Below are 22,529 nucleotides of genomic sequence, written 5' to 3'. Positions count from 1 at the left end.
GTCAGCGGCCGGTCCATCGCGGGTGGCGCTTTTCGGCGAAGGCCCGCGGGCCCTCCTCCGCGTCGCCGGATGTCAGCATGGCGCGGTATGCGGGCAGGTCGCCGTGGCGCAGTCGCTCATAGCCTTCCTCGATGGTGGAACCGGCCGTGGTCCGCAGGATTTCCTTGATGGCCGCCACCGCCAGTGGCGCCCCGGCGCAGATGTCGCGCGCCAACCGCAGGGCCGCCTCCGGGAGTTCGGGCCCGTCGACGACACGGTTGACCAGTCCCCATCGTTCCGCCTCGTGGGCGGGCATCCGGCGCCCGGTGAGCAGGAGGTCGGTGGCCACCGCCGCCGGGAGGCGCCGGGGAAGCCGCAGCACCCCGCCGGAGTCGGGGATCATGCCGAGCGTGACCTCCGGCAGGGCGAACTCCGCGTGGCCGGCGGCGACGATCAGGTCGGCGGCCAGGGCGAGTTCGAAGCCGCCGCCGAGGGCGAGGCCGTTGACGGCAGCGATGACGGGCTTGTCGAGGGCGAAGAGTTCGGTGAGACCGGCGAAGCCGCCGGGACCGTGATCGGCGTCGATCGCTTCGCCCGACGCCGCGGCCTTGAGATCCCATCCCGCCGAGAAGAACCGCTGCCCGGCGCCTATGAGCACCGCCACGCGCAGCGACTCGTCCCGGGCCAGCCTGTCGAAGGCCGAGTGGAGCGCGCGGCTCGTGGCCACGTCGATCGCGTTCGCCTTGGGGCGGTCCAGGGTCACCACCAGGATGCCGCCGTCGGCCTCCATGCGTACCGGGTCAGCCATCCAGTCCTCCTCGTTCGTCGGTACCCAGCCGGATCAGCACATCGGCGGCCACCACGCCGCCGTGGCCGGGAAGTACCAGCAGGGGGTTGATGTCGAGCTCCACGAGTGTGTGCGCGTGGCCGCGCGCGTAGTCGGCCACGGCCGTCACCGTCCCGACGACCGCTTCGACGTCACCCGGTGGTTGTCCGCGGAAGCCGTTCAGCAGGGGCCAGATACGCAGGCTCCGCAGGGCGGCGTGGATCTCGTCCCGCCGTACGGGCAGCAGCAGGGTCACCGCGTCGTCGAGCAGTTCGACCATGGTGCCGCCCGCGCCGATGGTGAGCGCCGGACCGAACTGCGGGTCCCGGTGGACCCCGACGATCAGTTCCGCCACCGCACCGCGGACCATGCGCTCCACCAGGAAGCGCCGCGAGAGCCCTGCCATGCCCGCCACCGCGTCGCGCACGTGCTCTTCCCCGGTCAGCCCGAGGTGGACGCCGCCGACGTCGCTCTTGTGCGCGATCGCCTCCGACGCGGCCTTCACCACCACGGGGAATCCGATGTCCCGGGCCACTTCGGCCGCCGTCTCGGCGGTGGCCATGGCGCCCGCCGGTACGGGCACACCCCACTCGGCGAGGGCCCGCTTCCCCTGCCACTCGTCGAGCGGGAGCGCTTCGGCTCCCGGCTCGGTGGCCGGTTCGAGCGGCTGGACCGTATCGGCGGCCACGTGGGCCAGTCCGACCTGGCGCGCTGCCGCGATCGCCGCCAGACATTCGGCGATTCCCTGCATCGGGGCGACGCCTTCGTCCAGCAGCCGGGTGCGCACCGGATCCGGCAGCCCCTCCGGCAGCGAACTGACCACACAGGCGGGCGCACCGGCGTGGCGGCGTGCGGCCAGGTAGGCGTCCAGGGTGGTCTGCCACGCCTCCGGGGAGCAGCGATCCGCCCGCGGGAAGTCGAGCATCAGGAGATGCATGTCGAAACCGGTGGTGAGGTACGCGCGGAAGCAGTCCCGCTGTGCGTCGAAGTCGCCCCAGATGTAGGTGTGGTAGTCCAAGGGGTTGGCGACCGATACGCGTTCGCCGAGCACCTGGTCCAGCCGCCGGGCGGTGTCGTGGGGGAACGGCGGCAGCGCGACGTCGTGGTCGTGGGCGAGGTCTGCCAGGAGCGACGCCTCGCCTCCCGAACAACTCGCGGAGGCGATCCGCGCCCCGGGCCGCGCCCCGTGGACGTGCAGATACTTCAACGTCTCCAGAAAGGTGGCGACCTGGTGCACCCGGGCCATTCCCAGGCGCCGGAAGAAGGCGTCGCAGAGCACATCGGACCCCGCCAGGGAACTCGTGTGGCTCAGATTGGCCCGGCCGCCCAGTTCCGACCGGCCGGTCTTCAGCACGACGATCGGGACGCGCCGGTGGAGCGCGCGTACGGCGGCCCGGGACAGGCCCGCGGGATCGTCGATGCCCTCCAGGTGCAGGCCGATCGCGGTGATCCGGGGATCGTCCAGCAGGGCTTCCACCAGCTCGGCCACCCCGGTCACGGCGGCGTTGCCGACCGTCATGAGCCGGGCCAGCGGCATCGATCTGCGCTGCATGGTCAGGTTCTGGCCGATGTTGCCGCTCTGCGTGATGACGGCGACGCCGCGGTCAACCCGCCGCCCGCCGTGCTGGTCGGCCCAGAGCGCGGCACCGTCGAGGTAGTCGAGCGTCCCGACGCAGTTGGGCCCGATCACCGCCATCCGGCCGGCGGCACGGACGAACTCGCGCTGCCACCGCGCACCGGTCGGTCCGTCCTCGGCGAAGCCCGCCGCGTGGCAGACCGCTCCGCCCGCGTCGCGTGCGGCGAGTTCCGCCAGCACCTCCACGGTGGCATCCCTCGGCACGGCGAGGAACGAGGCGTCCGGTGGCTCGGGCAACGCGGAGGCGTTCGGGTAGCAGGGCAGGCCCTCGATGCTCGTACGCCTGGGGTGGACGGGCCAGATGGTTCCGGTGAAGCCCGTGCGGCGGCACTGCCGGATCGCCCCGGCCGCGGTGTCGCCGCCGAACACCGCGATGTGGCGCGGGCTCAGCAGGCGCCGGAGATGGTCCCGGGTGCCCATCCCCGGCTCACGATCCGAGGGGGCGCAGCAGGGACCGGGAGATGATGTGGCGCTGGATTTCGCTGGTGCCGTCCCAGATGCGTTCCACGCGGGCGTCGCGCCAGAACCGTTCGATCGGCAGCTCCGCCATCAGCCCCATGCCGCCGAAGATCTGCACCGCCCGGTCGGTGATCCGGCCCAGCGCCTCGGAGGCGTACAGCTTCGCCATCGCCGCGTCCCGGTCGGTCATGGTGCCCTGGTCGAGTTTCCACGCCGCCCGCATGGTCAGCAGTTCCGCGGCTTCCAGTTCGGTGGCCATGTCGGCCAGGGGGAAGCCGACGCCCTGGAACCGGCCGATCGTCCGGCCGAACTGGCTGCGTTCGGCGGCCCACCCGGTGGCGAGGTCCAGGACGCGCCGGGCGCGGCCGACGCTGGTGGCGGCGACGCTGAGCCGGCTGGCGCCCAGCCACTCCCCCATCAGGTCGAAGCCGTGTCCCTCTTCCCCGAGGCGCTGGCCCGCGGGGATACGGCAGTCCGTGAACGACAGCTCGCACTGGTGGTAGCCCCGGTGCGATACGCACGCCGAGCCACGGGTGACGGTGAGGCCCGGGGTGTCCAGGTCCACCAGGAACGCCGTGATCGGGTTCTTCCGCCCACGCTCGGTGTCGTCGGCGGTGGCGTCGGCGGTGGCACCCGTGGTGGCGCCCGTGGTGGCGAAGAGGATGACGAAATCCGCCGCGTCGGCGTGGCTGATGAAGTGTTTGGTGCCGTTGATGACGTAGTCGCCGCCGTCCGGGACCGCGCGCGTGGTCATCGAGCGTACGTCGGACCCGGCGCCGGGTTCGGTCATGGCCAGGCAGTCATGGCGTTCCCCGCGAACGGCCGGGAGCAGGTAGCGCTCGCGTTGCTCGCCTTCGCAGGCCTGGAGGATGTTGCTCGGTCGTGCGACGAGCATCTGCAGGGCGTATGCGGCGCGGCCCAGCTCGCGTTCGACGAGGGTCATGCTGGTGGCGTCCAGGCCGCCGCCACCCAGCTCTTCGGGCATGTTGGCGGCGTAGAGCCCGGCGTCGAGGGCCTTTCGGCGGATCCGCTCGGCCAGCGCGGGCGGCACTTCGTCGAGCCGCTCGACCTCGTCCTCGTGCGGCTCCAGCTCGGTCGTGACGAACGTGCGCACCGTCTCCACGATCAGGCGCTGTTCGTCGGTGAGTTCGAAATCCATGGCGGCTCCTGGGGGCGGTGGGACGGGAGCGAAGGGGCTTCAGCCGCGGCGGGGGATCCCCATCGGGCGGCCAACGACCTCGGGTCGGGGCAGGGCCGTGTGTGCCTGCTGGATCGCGGCCAGCCGCTGGAGCAGTGCCGCGGGCATCGGGCACGACCTTCCCCGCTCCATGTCGACGTGCACCAGCATCTGTTCGGCCGTGGCCAGCAGGGTGCCGGTGGTGCCGTGGTGCATTTCGTGGAAGACGTGGACCCGCTTGGCGTCGTGGTCCAGGACGCGGAGGGTCAGCCGGATCGGCTCGCCCTCGGCCACCTCGCGGCGGTTGTGCAGATGGGTTTCCACCGTGTACAGCGAGTGGCCCTTGGCACGGTACCGCTCGTCGATGCCGATGTAGCGGAAGAAGGCGTCCGCGTTGTCCCCGAAGACCAGCAGGTAACACGACTCGCTCATGTGGCCGTTGTAGTCCACCCAGACCGGGCTGACGGTGGTGCGGTGCAACGTCAAGGGGGCGGGGATGTCGGCGGTGTCGTCCCATGCGCGATGGCCGGTGCCCTCGTAGGGCGTGACCACCCGGGTGGGTTTGTCAGCATCGGTGGTATTGGAGGCGTCGGTCGGATGGGAGGCGTCGGCCATACCCGGCTCCTGTTCCTGACGTCAGTTCCGGAGGATCTCGCGTTGTACGAAGTCGTAGAGGATCCGACGCATCCGCTCGACGGTCCGGCCGGGGCGGCCGGTGAGCACCTGGATGCCCAGACCGTCGATCAGGGCGGTCAGGGAGACCGCCAGCTCCTCGGGATCGGCGTCGGTGAAAACGCCCTGGGCCTGGCCTTCGGCGATCGTCCGGGCGACCGTCTCGTGGTAGCGGGCGTAGGAATCGGTGTGCAGCGCCCGCAGCTCCGGGCGCAGCGCCGTCTCGTTCCACACCTGCAGCCAGATCGACCATTCCCGCTGCAACGCGCCCGGTGTGGGCAGTTGCAGCTCGACCAGGCGCAGCAGCCGTTGGTCCGCGGCCTCGATGCTGTGCAGTTCCGCGACCTGGCGGTCGAATGCCTGCTGTACCGAATGGCGCAGTGCCTCGGTGAGCAGGCCGTCGCGGCCCGGGAAGTAGTAGTGGATGGTGGCGGCGCTCGTGCCGCAGGCCTCCGCCACGTCCGCCACCCGCACCGCGTGGTAGCCGCGCTCGGCGATGAGGCGCCAGGCCGCGTCGAGGATCTGCCGGTACCGGCTGGTGTCACCGCCGCGTACCGGTTGCCGCGCGCTGCGCTGCGGAACGGCGGACACCGTGTCCGCCTCGTCGCTGCCGTTGACCAGCCAGTTCACCGTGACGTTGCCGATCTCGGCGATCCTGGTCAGTTCGGCGGGGGTGAACCGCCGGGCCCCGCTCAGCGACTTGGACAGCTTGGTGGGGTCGAGCCCCATCTCGTCGGCGAAGGCGCGCTGGCTGCCCGGGTATCCGCGCAGCACTTCGCGCACCCGCTGACGCGTCGCGTCCGCAGTGTGCAGCATGCCGCCGACCCTAGGGGCGTGTTGCGAAACCCGCAATACCGGCTGACGCGTCAATCACATCGCAACGCGGCTCGTTACGGAACCGAGCGCTCCGCCACGGAGGGGGCTTCACGTCGGTGACGTCGGCCGCCGGGTCATTGGTCACGTTGATCAATCGGGACCGTCTCATCCCCCGGGGCAGTGGGCAATGTGCCCAGTCGGAAGGAGACATGTTGCGCAGAAGGGGAGCGCTCTGTCTACTTCTCGCATCACACGGTATTCCTGGACACCAGGTCCAGGCGGCGGAGGTGGTTGATGTGGTCATGGACGCGACCTTCTCGGGTGCCCCGGGCAAGGACCCGGCCGGGAAGGAACACCTCGGCACGCTCGGCACGCTGGAAGCGGTCGAGCGCCGGGTGCTGTGGCTGTCCACGGCCATGATCGACCATGCCAACCGGGTACGGCCGAACCCCACGGGGCTGAAGGTCGGCGGCCACCAGGCGTCCAGCGCGTCGATGACCTCGATCATGACGGCGCTGTGGTTCCACACGCTGACGGCCGAGGACCGGGTGTCGGTCAAGCCCCATGCCTCACCGGTGCTGCACGCCATCAACTACCTGCTCGGCGAGCTGGACGAGTCCTATCTGACGACGCTTCGCGCGTTCGGCGGACTGCAGAGCTACCCCAGCCGGTCCAAGGATCCCGACCGCGTGGACTACTCCACCGGCTCGGTCGGTATCGGCGCCACCGCTCCCCTGTGGGGTGCGCTCGCGCGGCGCTATGTGGAAGGGCGCTTCGGAGGCGCCGGGACGGGACGGCAGTACTCCCTGCTCGGCGACGCGGAGCTGGACGAGGGGGCGATCTGGGAGGCGATCCAGGACCCGGTGGTGTCCTCCCTGGGCGAGGTGACGTGGATCGTCGACCTGAACCGGCAGTCCCTGGACCGCGTGGTGCCCGGCATCGCCGCCGGCCGTCTGCAGGGCATGTTCACGGCCGCCGGCTGGCAGGTGCTCACGCTCAAGTACGGCTGTCTGCTGCGCGAGTTGTTCACCCGGCCCGGCGGCGACGCCCTGCGCACCCGCATCGACGCCATGGGCAACCCCGAGTACCAGCGCCTGCTGCGCTGCACCGCCGGCCAGCTGCGCGAACGGCTGCCCGGCAGCGGCTCCACGGCGGGCCCCATCGCCGGGCTCATCGCGCGACTGGACGACGCTACGCTGCTTGCCGCGCTGCGCAACCTGGGCGGCCATGACCTCGGCGCCCTCCTGGAGGCGTACGGCACCATCGACGACACCCGGCCGACCGTGATCTTCGCGTACACGGTCAAGGGTCACGGGCTGCCCGTCGAGGGGCATCCGCAGAACCACTCCTCGCTGCTGACGGGCGACCAGATGCGCCCGCTCGCCGAGCGGCTGGGGGCGGATCTGCAGCGCCCCTGGGCCCTCTTCCCCGACGGCTCGGCGGAGGCGTCCCTGTGCGCGGCCGCCGCGCAGCGGCTGCACCGGCCCGAGCGTGAGCCGCGGCAGCCGCCCGCCGTTCCGGCCGACCTCGGCCGCCCGGCGCCCACCGGGACCGGCCACACCCAGCAGGCGCTCGGGAGGGCGCTGCTGGACCTCACCCGCCGGGCACCGGAGGCGGCGGGCCGGATCGTCACCGTCAGCCCGGACGTCAGCTCGACCACCAACCTGGGCGGCTGGCTGAACAAGGTCGGGGTGTGGTCGGCCACGGAGGGCACCGACTGGTTCGCCGACGACGCCGAGACGATCCTGCACTGGCGGGAGAAGCCGACCGGCCAGCATGTGGAGCTGGGCATCGCCGAGACCAACCTGGTGGGGCTGCTGGGCGAGCTGGGCGCCACCTGGAGCCGCTGGGGGCAGCCGCTGCTGCCCATCGGCGTAGTGTACGACCCCTTCGTCAACCGAGCACTCGAGCCGTGGTCCTTCGGCATGTACGCGGGCGGGCAGTCCATTCTGGTGGGCACCCCGTCCGGTGTCACCCTCGCCCCGGAGGGCGGCGCACACCAGTCGATCACCACCCCTTCGCTCGGCATAGAGCAGCCGGGATGTGTGTCCTACGAGCCCGCCTTCGCCATCGACACCGAATGGTGTCTGCTCACCGCGTTGGGCAACCTCGGCCGCCCGCAGGGGAGTTCGGCCTACTTGCGGCTGTCCACCCGGCCGGTGGACCAGTCCCTGGCCGCCGTGCCCACCGACCCCGCCGCGCGGGAACGACGGCGCCGGCAGGTGGTCGCGGGCGCGTACCGGTTGCGGCGCCACGACAAGCCGGTGGTGACGATCGCGGCGATGGGTGCCCTGGTCCCCGAGGCACTGGCCGCGGCCGAACGGCTCGACGCTCTCGGCCATGGCGCCGACGTGGTGTGCGTGACCAGCCCGGACCTGCTGTTCCGTGCCCTCCAGGCCCGGCGCGGCCTGGCGGAGGAACCGGACTGGATCCTCGACCGGGTCTTCCCCGCCGACCGGGCCACCCCGCTGGTCACCGTGCTCGACGGCCACCCGCACACCCTGGCCTTCCTCGCCACCGTGCATCAGGTGCCCGTCACCACGCTCGGTGTGACCCGGTTCGGCCAGTGCGGCGCCCTCGACGAGGTCTACCGGTACCACGGCATCGACAGCGACAGCGTTCTCACCGCCGCCCTCGACCTCGTCGACTGAGCCCTGACCGCCACCGGCCGGCAGTCCTAGGAGAGGTGCCGCAGCTTGTCCGGGTTGCGGATGATGCGGATCTCCGTGATCCGGCCGTCGGCGACCTCCGCGCAGGCGACGGTGTCCGAGCGGCCCGCGACGGTGAGCAGCAGCCCGGGCCGGCCGTTCACGTCCACCGCGTGCACCCGGGGGTCGTCCATCGGCTGGGTGAGGACGGCGGCCAGGAAGCGGGCGACCTTGTCCGCGCCGCGCTGCGGGTGGAGGGCGGCCTTCACCTTGCCGCCGCCGTCGCTCCACGCCGTCACATCGGGGGCGAGCAGCTCCATCATCCGGTTCAGGTCACCGCCGAGACAGGCGGCCAGGAACTCGTCGGTGACCTTCCGCCGCACCTCGGCCGGTGTGTCGTAGCGCGGCCGCCGGGCCTGGACGTGTGACCTGGCCCGGTGGCCGACCTGCCGTACGGCCGCCTCGCCGCGCTCGAGCATTCCGGCGATCTCCTTGTACGAGAAGCCGAAGGCCTCCTTGAGGACGAAGACCGCCCGCTCCAGCGGTGAGAGGTTGTCCAGGACGACGAGCATGGCGAGGGAGACCGACTCGGCCAGCTCCACCCCCTCGGCGGCGTCGGGCTGAGTGATCAGCGGTTCGGGCAGCCAGGGCCCGACGTACCGCTCGCGGGTGGCGGCGGCAGAGGTGAGCCGGTTGAGCGCGAGGTTGGTGACCGTACGGGTCAGATAGCCGGCCGGGTTGTCCACGGCGGTGGACACCTGACTGCAGCGCAGCCATGTGTCCTGCACCAGGTCTTCGGCGTCGGCGACACTGCCGAGCATGCGGTAGGCGACGCCGAACAGCATCCGGCGGTGTTGTTCGAAGGTGGTCGCGTCGATCACACCCGTGACGGTACCGCGCAGGCGTCCGAGAAGCCCTGGCTGACCAGGCCGAAGGCGCTGTTGACGCGGGAGCGGTAGTTTTCCAGGGCGACCATCGCGGTGAGTTCGACGAAGGCGGCCTCGCCGAGCCGTTCCAGCAGCGCGGCGGCCAGCTCGTCGGTGACGCGGGGCGCGGTCTCGGTCATGGCCTCGGCGTACTCCAGGACGAGCAGCTCCAGCGCGGTGAAGTCCTCCCGGTGGTCACGCCACTGCGCGACCTTGGAGATCTTGTCCATGGGCAGTCCGAGGGTGCCGGCCTCCCAGTGGCCGAAGTCCATGCACCATGAGCAGTTGATCTTGGCTGCCGTGGCCATGACGGCGAGGTGCTTGAGGCTCGGGTCGAGGCGGTTCCACCTGGCGGCGCCGCGCTCCTGCCGGACGTAGGCGAGCAGCACCCGCGCGTTGTGGCCGACGGCCAGGCCGGGGTCGAGCACCTTGCCGTAGGTGCGGCGGGAGTACCAGGCGCCGACGCGGTTGAGCAAGGTGCGGGGCGGGGTGAGCGAGATCCGGGCCATGGCGGGTGCTCCTCTTGTCGTATCCGTGGTTGTCGTATCCGTGGCGCGCATGTCTGGTCGCGCGGGTCTTTCGAAGCTTCCGGAGGTGTGACAAGGGAGAGCGCCGGAGTGTGACATCGGGGTCATGGGCGCCGGAGGCCCGGCGGTACGGCGCCGGGCCCGGCGGCATGCGGGTGCGTCGAGGTCAGGTGCCGCTCAGCAGCGCCTCCAGGGCCACGGCCGTGTCCGGATGGCGACCGGCCAGTGCCGCGCCCGCCGGGTGGGAGTCCGCCGCCGCCCATGTCCCGTCGCAGCCCAGCAGGTCCGCCACCGCGTCGCAGGTCGCGGGGTGGGCGGCGAGCAGCGCGCCACGGCGGTGGCCGTCCGCGCGGGGCGCGGGGCGAGCCGTCTCCGGCTCGGGTTGCGCTTGCCACGGCGGCACCCAGGCGTCCAGCGCCGCGAGACGGCCGGGGAAGATCCGTCCGGCCTCGCGGATCAGCAGGGGGGCCAGTTCGGCGCCGCCCGACCGCAGGGTGGTGATCAGGGTCGGCAGCCAGGGCAGGAGCACCGCGTCCGGCAGCCGCCCGAAGGCGTTCGACACCGCCTCCACGACGAAGCCGGTGAGGCCCGGGACGGGCTCCAGGGCGTGGACGAAGCCGCTGAGGTAGCGCGGATAGGCGGGCACCACCAGGGGGTTGGCCAGCAGCTCGTCGCACCTCGCCCGAAGGTCGGTGCGGGAGAGGTGCCCGAGCTGCTGCTGTGCCGCCCACAGCAGCGCCGTCTTCGACGGGTCCCGCGGATGCGACTGGGCGACGGCCAGCTCCAGCTGGGTGCGGTCGCAGCCCAGCGACAGCGCCAGGCCCTCCATGCTGAACAGGAAGCCCAGCATCGCCGCCACCTGGCGGACGGTGGCGTCGTCGTCGGTGAACGCCGTCGGCAGCAGGGTGCAGTAGTGCGCGTATCCGGCCTTGACGAAGGACTCGATCCACGGCGGCAGCACCGGCTCGCTGGTGCGGTAGTACGCCAGCAGCCGCCGCACCCGGCGCAGCACCTCCGGTGCCCCGTCGACGCTGCGCTCGGCGGACAGCACCTCCAGGGCGCGGGTGCCCAGCTCATCGGCGAGACGGCGGCCGCGCAGGTACAGCGTCGCGTCCTCGACGGCTTCGAGGACGGTCGCCGCGGTGGCCCGGGGGTCGTACGCCGTGCGGCGAAGGCGCTGCTCCAAGACCTGCTCGATGCTGACGCCCTCGTAGCCCAGCTCGATGAGCGCCCGCTGATGGGTGCCCAGCGCCACGTCCCACGACTCCTGGATCGGCCGCTCCCCGAGGGTCCGCTCGCCCATGATCGGCCGCGCGGTGCCGTGCGGCATCAGATGGCGCAGGATCCACAGCACGTCGGAGCACTGCTGGAGCTCAGGCCGGGAGGCGATGTCCAGCAGCGCCCGCTGCACGCCGCGCTGCTGGAGCTTCAGGTTCAGCGGCGCGAGCCGGTCGTGCACGTCGCGGGCCAGCGGTGGCAGCGCGTCGTAGCCGACCTTCCCGATCCGGTCGCCGCCCATCATGATCTCCACGAGGCGGCGCACATCGCGTCGGCCGGGCACGGTGTCCTTCTCGATGCAGGTGACGGCCGCGTCCTGGAAGTCGTACGGGGTGGGCTTGGCCCGGTCGCGCATCCCGGCCAGCAGGATCGACGTCTCGAACACGGCGATGGCGTCGGCGGTGGAGGCGAGATAGCCGTTCCGGCGGGCGGCGCGCACGATCTCCACCGACCAGCCGAGCAGTTCGGTCTCGTCCAGCCGGTCCAGGACGGGCGGTTGCCGCAGGAAGCCGGTCAGCTTGTCGGAGGCCGGTGCCGGGGTGGTGGGCGCGGGAGCGGCCGTGTGCTTCCGGGGCTTGGTCTTCTTCGCACCCGCCTGTCCCGCCAGGCGGTACGGCTCCACCCGGGTGCGCTTGACGTTCTTCGCCCAGACCGTCGCGGCGATCGACACCGAGCCGGCGGCGAGGCCGAACTGCGCCTCGATCGCGGCGTGGCTGGACGGGATCAGGCCGTACTGCCATGTGGTGGCGGTACGCGGGCTGATCCGGTAGGTGTCTGCGCCGTGGACGCCGAACTCCTCGACGCGGCTGGCGGCGTGGAAGGCGCCGCAGACGTAGAGGCAGTCCGCGGGATCGGTGCCGGTCGCGGCCAGGTGCTCGCGCATCCTGGTCCACATGTGGCGCTCGCGGTCCTCGTCCACGCGCACCCGGTGCGGGTCGCCGGGCGCGAGGCGCCGGAAGAGGCTGCCGATCAGGAACATGACCTGGCGGTAGGTGTCGTGGTCGCCGTCGCCGAGCGGCAGCTCGACGTACTGGTGCCACCACTCCGACCAGTGCCGCACCTTGCCGTGCCGCAGCAGGTGCTCCTCCAGCTGCGCGAAGCGCGGCCGCAGATCGCCGATCTCCACGCCGACCGCGTCGCCGTGCAGCGCGGCCTCTTCGTCGGCGGCGGGCGCGCCCGGCTCCCCCGCGTCGGCGCCGGGCTCCTCGGGGCGCGTGCCGCGCGTGTCCCACTGGAAGACGTGGTCCGAGGAACGGTCGACGAGGACCAGCTCGACTCCGGGGGTGTCCAGCGCGTAGGCGATCGCCTGGTACTCGGCCGAGGCCTCGGTGACCGGTGCGACCACCGACAGCGGGGACCATTCGGCCGGGAAGCCGTCGACGTCGGTCGCGAACGCCTGGACCGCCACCGGGAGCCGGCAGTTGCGCAGCTCGGTCAGCAGCGGCGCCATGTCCTCGCACAGCTCCAGGTACACGACCTTCGGCTGCTTCTGGCGCAGACGGCGGGCCATCGCGATCGCCGAGGCGGGCGAGTGGTGGCAGACGGGGAAGATCTCCAGTGGCTCGCCCGCCGCGCGGTCGACGTCGTCGACGAGACCGAGGAGGATGTCCTCCAGGGCGTCGGGCCCGTCGGCGAACGCCGCGGCGGCCTCCCGCAGCTGCGCGCGCAGGGCTTCGAAGGTTTCCTGGTGCGCGCTGCCGCTCATGACAGGGTGGCTCATGGCGGGGCGGCTCATGACAGGGTGGCGATCGCGTCGCGGCCGCCCTCCAGGAACTCCGGCCAGGACCCGCCTTCTTCCTTGCTGCGCGGCTCGACGACACCGTGCAGATACTTGTTGAGGATGGCCAGGTCCTCGGGCTCGCGCCGGGCCAGCGACCCGACGAGCGAGGTGGCGAGGGTGTGGGCGGTCAGGGCGCGCTCGCCGAAGAAGTTGCTGTGCAGGATCGCGTCCTCGAGCACACCGATCTGTTCGGCGGTGGACAGCGCGGACTCCAGCTTCTCGTCGTCGCTTCCCGCCGCGGCCGCCGAGGCGCGCAGATCGGCGAAGCTCCGCAGCAGGACGTCGAGCAGCGTCGGCGGCACATCCAGCTCGAGCTGGTGGCGGCGCAGCAGCTCCTCGGTGCGGAAGCGGACGATCTCCGCCTCGCTCTTCTTGTTCGTCATCACCGGGATGCGGACGAAGTTGAAGCGGCGCTTGAGGGCCGAGGACAGGTCGTTGACGCCCCGGTCGCGGCTGTTGGCGGTGGCGATGATCGAGAAACCGGGCTTGGCGAAGACGATGCTGTCGCTGTCCAGTTCGGGGACGGAGATGTACTTCTCGGAGAGGATCGAGATCAGCGCGTCCTGGACGTCGCTGGTGGAGCGGGTGAGTTCCTCGAAGCGGCCGATCGCGCCGGTCTCCATGGCGGTCATGATCGGCGAGGGGATCATCGACTCCCGCGACTGGCCCTTGGCGATCACCATGGACACGTTCCAGGAGTACTTGATGTGGTCCTCGGTGGTGCCTGCCGTGCCCTGCACCACCAGCGTGGAATTGCGGGAGATCGCGGCGGACAGCAGCTCTGCCAGCCAGCTCTTTCCGGTGCCGGGGTCTCCGATGAGCAGCAGGCCGCGGTCGGAGGCCAGCGTGACGATGGAGCGCTCGACGAAGCTGCGGTCGCCGAACCACTTCTGGGCGATTTCCCGGTCCAGGCCGTCGGAGCGCTCGGAGCCCAGGATGAACAGGCGGATCATCTTCGGGGACAGGCGCCAGGAGAAGGGCTTGGGGCTGTCGTCGACGGACTCCAGCCAGTCCAGCTCCTCGGCGTACTTGATCTCGGCGGGGGCGCGCAACAGGTCGGACATCACAGGGCCTTTCTGAGCAAGTAAGTAAACGGGACTAGGCGAGAAACGTCTTGAGCTCGTGGACGAGCTTGCGGATGTGGCCGGAGAGCACCGGCGCACCGAGATCCTTGAAGCGCTCCCGGAACCACGGGTTGACACTGCCGCGTCCGGAGCTGGTCACCGAGCCGACCGGGATGAACTTGGCTCCCGATCGGTGAATGGCGGCCATGCTCTCGAACAGCGGCTCGCTCTGCCATTCGTAGAAGTCGGAGATCCACACCACGACGGTGTTGCGGGGCTCGGCGATCTTCGGCTGGGCCAGGGCCATGGCGACCGTGCCGTCGGTGCCGCCCCCGAGGTTGGTGCGCAGCAGGGATTCGAAGGGGTCGTGCACCCACGGCGTCAGGTCGAGCGCCTGTGTGTCGTACGCGATGAGATGGACGTCCACCTTGGGGAGCCCGGCGAAGATGGACGCCAGGATGGTGCAGTTCACCATCGAGTCGACCATCGATCCCGACTGGTCCACGACGACGATCAGCCGCTGCGGCGTCGTCTTGCGGGCGGTGTGCCGGTAGTAGAGGCGGTCGACGTACAGCCGCTCCTCCTCCGGGCTCCAGTTGGTGAGGTTCTTCCAGATCGTGCGGTCGAGGTCGAGGTTGCGGAACACCCGCTTGGGCGGGACGGAGCGGTCCAGGGCGCCGACCGTGGTCTTCTCCACCTGGGTGCGCAGCACTTCGGCGACCTCGTCGACGAACCGGCGGATCAGCGCCTTGGCGTTGGCCAGGGCCACGCCCGAGAGGTTGTCCTTGTCCCGCAGCAGCTGCTCGATGAGCGACATGCTCGGTGTCAGCTGCGCGGCGAGCCCGGAGTCGGCCAGCACCTCGCGCAGATGCATCCGCTTGACGAGGTCGGCCTCCAGTGCGCCCAGCTCCGGGCCGATCTCCGGAATCAGCCGGCTGAGGTCGGGCGTGGTGCCCGGGCCGCCGGTGCCGGTCGGGCTGACGCCCGGCCCCGCCGCCCTTCCGCCGGGAGTCCCGCCGGAGCGGCCCCCGCGCAGCTCACCGGGCTCGCAGCCGAGGGCGCGCTCCAGCCAGCCCGCGTCGGACTGCCAGCGCGCCAGCTGTCCGGCGGTGACCGTGCCGGAGCCGCAGGCGAAGACGTTGAGCAGAACCTTCGAGGCGAGCGCCGCGCGCCGTACTTCGACGGCCCGGTCGCGCGCTCCGTTCCCGCCGGGCTCGGGGGTCATCAGACCGTCGAACTCGTCGGCCAGCTCGGGGTGGCGCTGCACGATCGAGTCGACGGAGGCCTGCGGGTCCAGCAGGGCGGACGGCAGCCCGATGTCCTCCACGACGGCGAGGCTCGCCGATTCCAGGGTGGCCTGCTCCTCGGGGTCGAAGAGGCGGGCCAGCAGCCGCCAGTACAGGACCTGCCGGCGGTTGTCGTGGGCCGTGTCCGGGGTGGCCTCGGCCGGGTCCGGGGTGGTGTGTTCGGTGGTGTGCTCCGTCATTTCCGCAGCAGCCTCCCGGCCCGCTCCCGCAGCGCGGCCACGGCGTCGGTGGCGGCCTTCTCGGCCTTGACTCCGGCCTTGTCGGTCGTGCCCCCGGCCCATCCCCCGGCGTGCAGGGCGACGGCCTTCTTCCGCACGGTCTTCTCCACGGCCAGGGGCTGGACGCGATACGCCCCGGCGTCCCAGCGGAGCAGTCCGACGCAGGCGCTCGACCCCGCGACGGCCTCGGGGGTGAGCGGACCGGCGGCCGGAATGCGGTCGGTGTCGACGGCGAGAGGGTGTCCGGCGATGGTGAACGCCAGCGCGTCGTCGTCCTTCTGGCAGGCGTAGCCCTCCAGGAAGACGGGTACGGCGATGCGCGCCGGATGCCGGTCCAGGGGCGCGGTCGGCGCGTCGGTGGCCGTGGGCAGGGCGACGCGGGCGGTGGCGAAGGGGTCGGCGGGTTCGCCCTGGCGTGCGTGCTCGTCGCTCCAGAGCAGGTCGCCCTCGGCGGTGACCGGCATGTCGGTGAGGTCCATCGCGCGGCCCTCGCTGACGGCCGCCAGGAGCGACATATGGGGCCGGAGCAGCTGCCAGATGCCGACTCCGACGACCGTGTCGGGCTTGGGCGCCGACACACTGGCCCGCACCAGGCGGGGCGTGCTGCCGTCAGCGGGCTCGAACACCGCGTGGACCTGGGCCTGTGCCGCGGTCGCGTGTTCCCGCACATCGACGCCGAGGGGCAGGAGGCGGCCGGTGACCGCGCCGGTCACGGGTGCGGCGGCCGCGCCGGGCAGCGTCAGCAGCAGCGCCCGCGCCCACAGGTCGGCCCATCGGCGCGCCGGAACGCGGTCCAGGGCGGCGCCCGGGCAGGACGCGGCGAGTTCGGTGGCGAAGCCGTCGAGGAGCGTCGCCAGGCGCCGCAGGGCCGGGTCCGGAAGCATCTCGGAGACGATGCGCGCCGATGCGGAGACCACGTCGTGGTCGATGCCCTGCCATCCGGAGCGCGCCAGATCGGACAGCCAGGAGCGGGCGGCGACCAGCAGGTTCACCGCTTCCTGCCCACCGGGCGCCGGGGCCGGGGCGATCTCCTCACCACCCGGCCGCGCGATCGCCTCCCGGGCCCGGGCCAGCAGTGCGTCATGGACGGACCCGAGCAGTGCGGTGCGGGCGGCGGCGAGGGCGACGAAGTGGTCTTCGCCCGCGGCTCCGGCCGCCGTCTTCTCGGCCGCCTCGGCGACCCTGGCGGCCAGCGGCGTGCCCGCGACGGCCTCGGCGAGATCCGCCGTACCGGTGGCCCGGCCCGGCTGGGGGCGGAGCAGACCGGCGACGAGTGCCTGGTCGAAGGCGTCGACGGCCGCCAGGGCTTCGTCGAGGTCGGCGATGGGCTCGGCGAGCAGATCGGCGCGCATCACGCCACCGCCCTGGTCGACGGGAACCACTGCATATCCGGCAACGGCGTGGTGACCGGGGCGAGTTCCAGGTAGGTCAGGTGGCGCAGGAACCGGCTGAAGACCGCCGCGGCGGCCTGGGATCCCGCCTGCGAGGGGAAGGTGTCGGCCATGTCGGCGGTGATGGTCAGCGCGGTGGGCTCGCCGTCCGCGGCCTCGACCTTCAGATAGCGGGCGACGCGCCCGGCGCCGTACTGCAGCACCGCCTCGCTGATCAGGGCCATGATGTGCTTGCAGTACGAGCCGTGCGCGCCGCCGCAGGGGCGGTTGTTGTTGGTGCTGCAGGCGAACGCGTAGGTGCCGGACGCGACCGACGAGACGTAGACCCGGCCGATGTCCGAGCCGCTGGACACCACGCCCTGCAAACGTCCGTCGGCCAGCTCGACGAACGGGACCTTGGCGAGCTTGCGCGGCCGCGCGGGTGGGACCACCCGCGCCGTGCTCGACCTCTCCCAGGCTGACAACGCGTCATCTCCTCTGTGCACAGGGGTACTTCCGCACCACGGCGGTGCGGCACGAATGAACATACGTGCGCCCACTGACAACGCCGCTGACGGACGTACGACCGGGGGCGGCGGAGGGGACAGTGGGGCGGAGCGGGGCGCGAAGGAGACGGAGCGTCGCATTCCGTTACGCCGTCGACCAGTTGGCCGAATAACGCCATCCATCAGGCATCGAATCTCGCCATCTGGAATGTTTTACAGAAGGCTCTTGTTTGTTGCCGTTTACTCCTGTTTTTATCCTCTCAGCTTCCGGGGAACGCCGCCGAAGCGATCGAGAACACAAAACATGGGGGGATCATGCGGCATATCCATGCCGGGCCGGATCACGTCCGCCACCTGCACACACTCGGCCCGCAGGGGACCAACTTGGAAGCCGCCTCACACGAATGGCTGCGCAGACGCGGCGTCGAGGGAACAGTCCATCTGCATTCCTCCATCGAGGCGGCGCTGGAAGCCGTCCCGGCCGACGGGCAGCACGCCCTGACCGCCTGCGCCGTCTACCCGGCCCTGCACACCCTGGTCTTCGGCAACCTCCACCGCTTGCGGATGGTCGACAGCTTCGTCATGCCGACGCACAACATGGTGCTCGCCTCCGCCGGAACGCCGGCACCGGCCACCGTCGCCTCACATCCGGCGCCCAGGGGCCTCGTCCCCGGCACGGCCGAGGTCCATGAGGTGCTCAGCAACTCCCAGGCCGCCATCGACTGCGCCGCCGGCAAGGTCGAGGGCTGCATCACCACGCTCGTCGCCGCCGAGCGGCACGGACTGCGGGTCCTGCGCGACTTCGGCCCGGTCCCCATGGTCTTCACCGTCCACCAGGTCCTGACCGTGGACGCCGGGGCCGGGGAGCCGCTGACGGCGGGAGCGGTGGCACTGTGACCTCCCGAGCACCCATGGACCCCGCGTACCTGGCCGAGGCGCGGACACTGACGGAATCACTCATACCGCGGGTCGACCGCTTCCGGACCCGCCAGGCCGACGACGGCACGGTCACCGCCCCCACGGCGGACGACCGTGCGCTGCTCACCCTGATCTCGGACGAGGCGTGCGCCTGGTACCGGCGCAACGGGCTGGGGCACCAGGCCGACGCGCTGGACGCCGATGTCGCCGGATGGCTGGAGGCCGGGCTGGACACCCCGCCCCACTTCGCCCGCTCCCGGGACGCGCTGCGCCCGCCCGAGGACGGGAGCATGGTCTTCTTCCTCGCGCCGCTGCAGAGCACCAACAGCGCACCGCCCGTCGGCAAGCGGCTGGACTGCTTCTACGCGCTGCGCAAGGAGCCCGCCGCGCTGCCGGACCTGGCCGTCACCCATCCGCATCCCAAGAACAACTGCCAGTCCCTGATCCTCGTAGCGGGCAGCGCCGGCTTCGCGCAGGGCAACTGCCTGGTGTTCTTCCCGGAGAACGTGGCCGCGCACGACAAGATCACCGATCAGCCGTACGCCATGTTCTTCTACAACAAGATGCGCGCCATCCACGAGACCTACGCCCTCCCGGGGGCGGCGGCCGTCCTCACCCCGGACTCGGTGCCCCGCGCCTCCACCGGCCTGGACCCGGAGGTGTGTTTCGAGGCCCGCGCCATCTGGGGCTATCTGCACGACCGCATGCACTACCAGGGCCTGTGGCCGTTCGACGAGCACATCTCGCTCAAGATGAACTGGTTCGTCGGCCTGCTCGAAGAGATCAAGGTGGACGCGAAGACCGCGCTGGCCTGCGCCGACGGCGGGATCCCGTACGCCGAGGAGCAGATCGCCATGATCTTGCTGGAACGTGTCTTCCGCTATCCGCAGGCCGACGACGCGACCCGCAACTTCGACTCCGGAACCGGTGTCTTCCTCTACTCCTGGCTGCGTGAGCGCGGCGCGCTGACCGGCTCCCCGGACGACGGCGGGCTGCTGCGGCTGGACCGGGACGCCACCGTGGCCGCGCTGCGGGACTACGTCACCATGGTCGAGAAGATGGAGGCCGAGGTCACCAGCGACGACGAGTACCGGGCCGCCGCCAAGGAACTGGTGCGCAGGTACCTGCCCGCCGGGGAGCCCAAGCAGCGCTACCGGTTCACCGAGGACCAGCGGGTGCTGCTGCGGGCCAGGCAGAGCCTGGACCGGCTGCCACCGCTGACGTTCTCGCTCGCGCAGTGGTGACGGGCCGCCCGGCGCCGCGGCGGCGTGGCGAACCGCTGGTGGTGCCCGCGCTGTCGGTGCTCATGGTGCTGCTGCTCGCCGCGGGCTGGCTGATGTCCGCCCGTCTGGTGGACGGTGTGCCCGCGCTCGCCGTGGCGAGCGGCCGGACGGCGGCCAGCTTCCTGGCCATCTCGGTGATCGCCGTGCTCCGCCCGCGCAGCTGGCCGGACGTCCGGAAGGGGTTCGGCCGCCCGGGCGGGTTTCTGCTGCTGGCGTTCCTCGGGTTCTTCGCGTACTACTCCGGTACGTTGCTCGGCATCGGCCGGATCGGCGCCTCCCGGGTGGGCCTGATCGTCTCGCTGTTGCCGTGCGTGACCTTCGTCATCGGCATCGTCGCCTTCGGCGAGCGCGGCACGGTCCGCAAGGTGTGCGGCACCCTGCTCGCGGTGGCCGCGGCGTGCGGTTACGCGGTGGCGGACGGGTCGGGCGGCGAGGGCGCGACGGGCGGGGGCACCCTGCTGGCCGGTGCCCTGCTGGCGCTGGGCGGCACGTTCACGTACGCCCTCTACGGCTACGTCTACCGGCAGCGCATGGCCGACATCTCACCGCTGGCCGCGCTGCCCGCCATCACGGGGGCGGGCGCGGTCATGCTGGGGCTGACGACCGCGCTCTTCGTGCCGATGGGCGGCGTCACGGCGGCCGACTGGGGCGGGGTGGCGCTGCTCGGCGCGGGGCTCACCGCCCCGGTCTTCCTCATCTCGCACGAACTCATCCTGCGCAAGGGCCCGCTGTTCACCTCCGCCGTGGCGCTGGTGGTGCCGTTCCTGATCCGGCTCGGTGAATGGGCGCTGGGGTGGGCGGGCCCGCCCGGTCCGATCGTGCTCGTCCTCATCGTCGCCTGCTCGGCCGGGGTGTGGCTGACGGTGGGCGGCTCCCGCCGGGCCCGTCCCCCGGCCGACGGGCCCGGCACGACCGACGACACCGGCCCGGAGGCCGGAATCCCACTGGAACGGAAGACATCGTGAGCACACAGCAGCCCAGCGTCGTCCTGGTGTACCAGCGGACGACGCTGCCCTGGGTCTTCGACAGCGCCGAGCGCGCCGGTATCCGCCTCATCCTGGTACCCCGCCCCGACGAGACCGTGAGCGCGGACCGGCTGCCCCCGGCCGTGGCCGACGTGCTGCGGCTGGACGTCGAAGGGGACCGCGCGGGGGCCCTGGCCACGCTGCGGCAGCTGCACGAGACCACCCCGTTCCAGGGCATCGGCACCCTGTACGACCCGGCCGTGCCGTTCGTGGCGGAGGCCGCCGAACTCCTCGGGCTGCCCGGTATCGGGCGGGACGCGGCGCTCGGCGCGCAGGACAAGCGGGTGATGCGGGAGCGGCTGGCCGCGGCAGGGCTCAACGTGCCCCGCTTCGTCGGCCTGAAAGCCCCCTCCGCCTGGGAGGAGGCCGCGCACCTGGACTTTCCCGTCGTGGTCAAGCCCGCGCACGGCTTCTCCAGCCTCGGCGTCACCAAGGCGGAACGCCCGGAGGAGCTGCGGGCCGTGGTCGAGGAGGTGGCGCAGATCTGCCGGGACAAGCTGGGCCGGGCCGGGGGCCTGATCGTGGAGGAGTATCTCGACGGGCCCGAGTTCGCCGTGGAATCCCTCGCCCACCGAGGGGAGGTGACGGTGTGCGGTATCGGCTACAAGGGCGAACCCCAGGGTCCGTACTTCGAGGAGAGCGTCTACCGCGCGCCCGCCGTCCTGCCCGAGGCGGTGCGGGACGCCATCCGGCGCGAGGTCACCGCCGCGCACACCGCGCTCGGCATCGCCGACGGCCCCACCCACACCGAACTGCGGCTGCGCGGCGACCGGCCGTACCTGCTGGAGCTGGGGGCCCGCATCGGCGGTTCGGGGGTCTCGGAGTACATCGTCCGGAACGTCACCGGGCTGGACTTCGCCGCGGACGCGCTGCGGATCGCCGCCGGGCTGCCGCCATGCTCCTTCGGCGCCGGCCGCACCCCCTCCGCCACGGGCGCGGCGGCCAACTACATCGTGCCGTGCGGCGGTTCGGGGCGGATCACCGCCATCCACGGCCTGGACGAGCTGCGCGCCGACCCCCGGGTGGACCATGTCGTGCAGATGCTCTTCCCCGGCGACGTGGTGCGTCCCTATCCGGACTTCACCGGATACCCGGCGTTCGTCCTGTCCCGGCACGCCACCACCGCCGAGGCCGAGGAATTCCACCGCACGCTGGAGACCGCCATCCGCATCGAGTACGCCCCGGAAGGCAGTGACCGATGACCTCCCTCCCCTTCGACGACCGTGACGGCGTCATCTGGTACGACGGCGCCTTCGTGCCCTGGCGCGACGCGAAGCTGCACGTCCTCTCCCACGGCCTGCACTACGGCGGTGGCGTCTTCGAGGGGATGCGCGTCTACGGTGGCGCGATCTTCAAACTCACCGAGCACACCGAGCGCCTGCACACCTCCGCGCGCGAACTGGGCTTCGCCATCCCCTTCGGCGTGCCCGAACTCGCCGACGCCTCACGCGAACTGGTCCGCAGGCAGGGCATCACGGACGGATACGTCCGGCCCGTGGCGTGGCGGGGCGGCAAGCAGCTCAGCGTCGCCGGTACGGGCAACCGCGTCCACGTCGCCATCGCCACCTGGGAGTGGCCGAACCTCTTCGGCGACGCGACGCAGGTGGAGGGCATCCGCCTGGGCACCTCCCGCTGGCGCCGCCCGGCGCCCGACACCGCGCCGGTGCAGGCCAAGGCGGCCTCGCTGTACAACATCTGCACGCTCGCCCGCGACGAGGCCGAAGCCGCCGGTTACGACGACGCCCTGCTGCTCGACCACCGGGGGCTGCTGGCCGAAGCCACCGGCGCCAACCTCTTCCTCGTCATCGACGGCGCCCTGCACACCCCCGTCCCCGACACGTTCCTCAACGGCATCACCCGCCAGACCGTCATCGGTCTCGCCCACGACCTCGGCATCCCCGTCCATGAGCGCCCGCTGGAGCCGGACGCCCTCGCCGACGCCGACGAGGTCTTCCTCACCGGCACCGCGTACGAGGTCCAGCCGGTCAGCGCGGTGGACGGCCACCGGTACGGCGTCGGCAAGGTGACAACGGCGCTGTCCGAGGCGTACGCCCGTACGGTGCGCACGCACTGAAAAGGGGGCGAAGCCCTGCCGGCGGCCCGAAAAAGGGCCG

At 71.7% G+C, this 22,529-nt stretch carries 18 protein-coding genes; 6 read left to right on the top strand and 12 right to left on the bottom strand.

Annotation, left to right across the window (positions count from 1 at the left end; translation table 11 throughout):
• Position 1 precedes the first annotated feature (1 nt).
• From ACFZCY_RS38295 to ACFZCY_RS38275, 5 genes are read right to left on the bottom strand one after another with little or no spacing between them, the layout of a single operon-like run.
• Complete coding sequence (locus ACFZCY_RS38295) at positions 2 to 787, bottom strand: enoyl-CoA hydratase-related protein (RefSeq protein ID WP_391184273.1); 786 nt, start codon at positions 785 to 787, stop codon at positions 2 to 4.
• Complete coding sequence (locus tag ACFZCY_RS38290) at positions 780 to 2,861, bottom strand: acetate--CoA ligase family protein (RefSeq protein ID WP_391184271.1); 2,082 nt, start codon at positions 2,859 to 2,861, stop codon at positions 780 to 782. The genes ACFZCY_RS38295 and ACFZCY_RS38290 overlap by 8 nt, the downstream gene beginning before the upstream one ends.
• Before the next feature lie 7 nt (positions 2,862 to 2,868).
• Complete coding sequence (locus ACFZCY_RS38285) at positions 2,869 to 4,059, bottom strand: acyl-CoA dehydrogenase family protein (protein WP_391184268.1); 1,191 nt, start codon at positions 4,057 to 4,059, stop codon at positions 2,869 to 2,871.
• 39 nt (positions 4,060 to 4,098) lie between these two features.
• Complete coding sequence (locus ACFZCY_RS38280) at positions 4,099 to 4,692, bottom strand: thioesterase family protein (protein ID WP_391184267.1); 594 nt, start codon at positions 4,690 to 4,692, stop codon at positions 4,099 to 4,101.
• Between the two features lie 21 nt (positions 4,693 to 4,713).
• Entirely contained in the window at positions 4,714 to 5,565 is an 852-nt protein-coding gene (locus ACFZCY_RS38275) for a TetR family transcriptional regulator C-terminal domain-containing protein (RefSeq protein WP_391184264.1), read from the bottom strand.
• A 296-nt stretch (positions 5,566 to 5,861) separates the two neighbouring features.
• Here ACFZCY_RS38275 and ACFZCY_RS38270 point away from each other — a divergent pair, with 296 nt between their 5' ends.
• Complete coding sequence (locus tag ACFZCY_RS38270; protein WP_391184262.1) at positions 5,862 to 8,216, top strand: pyruvate dehydrogenase; 2,355 nt, start codon at positions 5,862 to 5,864, stop codon at positions 8,214 to 8,216.
• Between the two features lie 26 nt (positions 8,217 to 8,242).
• Here ACFZCY_RS38270 and ACFZCY_RS38265 read toward each other — a convergent pair whose 3' ends face one another.
• The 7 genes from ACFZCY_RS38265 to ACFZCY_RS38235 form a co-directional block, all read right to left on the bottom strand.
• The gene (locus ACFZCY_RS38265; protein WP_391184259.1) at positions 8,243 to 9,094 is read right to left on the bottom strand and encodes an RNA polymerase sigma-70 factor; all 852 of its coding nucleotides are present in this window, start codon (positions 9,092 to 9,094) and stop codon (positions 8,243 to 8,245) included.
• On the bottom strand, positions 9,091 to 9,648 hold the full coding sequence (locus ACFZCY_RS38260; protein ID WP_391184256.1) for a carboxymuconolactone decarboxylase family protein: 558 nt from the start codon (positions 9,646 to 9,648) through the stop codon (positions 9,091 to 9,093). Before ACFZCY_RS38260 ends, ACFZCY_RS38265 begins: the two co-directional genes overlap by 4 nt.
• A 184-nt stretch (positions 9,649 to 9,832) precedes the next feature.
• Positions 9,833 to 12,664 (bottom strand): hypothetical protein, encoded by a 2,832-nt coding sequence (locus ACFZCY_RS38255; protein WP_391184254.1) that lies wholly within the window; start codon positions 12,662 to 12,664, stop codon positions 9,833 to 9,835.
• Positions 12,665 to 12,675: 11 nt separating this feature from the next.
• Entirely contained in the window at positions 12,676 to 13,788 is a 1,113-nt protein-coding gene (locus ACFZCY_RS38250; protein ID WP_391184251.1) for an AAA family ATPase, read from the bottom strand.
• Positions 13,789 to 13,822: 34 nt separating this feature from the next.
• Positions 13,823 to 15,274: a VWA domain-containing protein gene (locus tag ACFZCY_RS38245; protein ID WP_391184248.1), complete on the bottom strand. Its 1,452-nt coding sequence runs from the start codon at positions 15,272 to 15,274 to the stop codon at positions 13,823 to 13,825.
• Positions 15,271 to 16,695, bottom strand: a complete 1,425-nt coding sequence (locus tag ACFZCY_RS38240; protein WP_391184245.1) for a hypothetical protein — start codon at positions 16,693 to 16,695, stop codon at positions 15,271 to 15,273. Before ACFZCY_RS38240 ends, ACFZCY_RS38245 begins: the two co-directional genes overlap by 4 nt.
• Positions 16,665 to 17,168, bottom strand: coding sequence for a hypothetical protein (locus ACFZCY_RS38235; RefSeq protein ID WP_391184242.1), 504 nt, complete (start codon positions 17,166 to 17,168; stop codon positions 16,665 to 16,667). The genes ACFZCY_RS38240 and ACFZCY_RS38235 overlap by 31 nt, the downstream gene beginning before the upstream one ends.
• A gap of 336 nt (positions 17,169 to 17,504) precedes the next feature.
• Between ACFZCY_RS38235 and ACFZCY_RS38230 the strand changes: the two genes are divergently transcribed.
• The 5 genes from ACFZCY_RS38230 to ACFZCY_RS38210 are packed head-to-tail and all read left to right on the top strand — an operon-like array spanning position 17,505 to position 22,489.
• Entirely contained in the window at positions 17,505 to 18,086 is a 582-nt protein-coding gene (locus tag ACFZCY_RS38230; protein WP_391184239.1) for a bacilysin biosynthesis protein BacA, read from the top strand.
• Positions 18,083 to 19,351, top strand: coding sequence for a DUF6421 family protein (locus ACFZCY_RS38225; protein ID WP_391184236.1), 1,269 nt, complete (start codon positions 18,083 to 18,085; stop codon positions 19,349 to 19,351). The genes ACFZCY_RS38230 and ACFZCY_RS38225 overlap by 4 nt, the downstream gene beginning before the upstream one ends.
• Positions 19,345 to 20,355, top strand: coding sequence for an EamA family transporter (locus ACFZCY_RS38220; protein ID WP_391184233.1), 1,011 nt, complete (start codon positions 19,345 to 19,347; stop codon positions 20,353 to 20,355). The genes ACFZCY_RS38225 and ACFZCY_RS38220 overlap by 7 nt, the downstream gene beginning before the upstream one ends.
• Entirely contained in the window at positions 20,352 to 21,617 is a 1,266-nt protein-coding gene (locus ACFZCY_RS38215) for an ATP-grasp domain-containing protein (RefSeq protein ID WP_391184231.1), read from the top strand. Before ACFZCY_RS38220 ends, ACFZCY_RS38215 begins: the two co-directional genes overlap by 4 nt.
• Positions 21,614 to 22,489, top strand: coding sequence for a branched-chain amino acid aminotransferase (locus ACFZCY_RS38210; RefSeq protein WP_391184228.1), 876 nt, complete (start codon positions 21,614 to 21,616; stop codon positions 22,487 to 22,489). The genes ACFZCY_RS38215 and ACFZCY_RS38210 overlap by 4 nt, the downstream gene beginning before the upstream one ends.
• Positions 22,490 to 22,529: the final 40 nt, after the last annotated feature.

Origin of the sequence: Streptomyces sp. NPDC007983 (assembly GCF_042958345.1) — a bacterium.
Classification (GTDB): Bacteria; Actinomycetota; Actinomycetes; order Streptomycetales; family Streptomycetaceae; genus Streptomyces.
Note: the sequence above shows the minus strand (reverse complement) of the source record. Positions and strands in the feature narration are given on the sequence as shown.